This window comes from Neobacillus pocheonensis, assembly GCF_050477905.1.
Taxonomy (GTDB): Bacteria; Bacillota; Bacilli; order Bacillales; family Cytobacillaceae; genus Neobacillus; species Neobacillus pocheonensis_A.
The window spans coordinates 1-732 of record NZ_JBCNAD010000085.1 but is presented as its reverse complement, the minus strand read 5'-3'; the positions used below and the strand labels follow the sequence as shown (position 1 = coordinate 732).

Below are 732 nucleotides of genomic sequence, written 5' to 3'. Positions count from 1 at the left end.
CCACTCTCTGGATCAGTAGTACTTTCCTTAATTTCTTTCACTTCTTCTTTATCAAATTTATCAGGTGGAAATGGTTTCTTGCCGTGGTCTTCACGGTCACCATTGATTTCATCCTGAAGACGAGCTTGGTACGCTTTCGTTTCTTTACGTACAACTTTCTTCTCGAATTTACGCTTATTTGCACTCGCTTTTACATGAGTAGAATCAATAAATACGTGCTCGCCACTAACCAACTTCTTTTCTGCAGCTTCCTTCAAAATACGATAGAAAATCTGTTCAAATAAATCTGAATCCTTGAATCGTCGTTCGTAATTTTTCCCGAATGTTGAGAAGTGGGGGACTTTATCATGAAATCCAAAACCTAAAAACCAACGATAAGCTAGATTCGTATCAATCTCTTCTATTGTTTTGCGCATAGAGCGAATACCGAAGGTATATTGGATGAAGGCCATCTTAATTAATACCACAGGATCAATACTTGGACGCCCACGTTCGGTAGAGTACATTTCTTGAACAAGTGAATATATAAATGAAAAATCGAGAGCAGCTTCCATTTTACGAACCAAATGATTCGCAGGTACAAGCTGGTCTAAAGTAATCATTTCTAATTGGTCCCGATTAATCTGTGTATTTTTCGTTAGCATTTCATCACCTCATGGAAATCTCAGTACCTTAATTATACAAAAAAGACTGTCGATAAATCCGATTTTTTTCGAATTTGTCGACAGTCTG

At 37.3% G+C, this 732-nt stretch carries 1 protein-coding gene; it reads right to left on the bottom strand.

The features are described 5' to 3' along the window. A partial coding sequence (locus ABES02_RS28535) for a transposase (protein ID WP_430141216.1) occupies positions 1 to 644 on the bottom strand: 644 nt, incomplete at its 3' end. Positions 645 to 732: the final 88 nt, after the last annotated feature.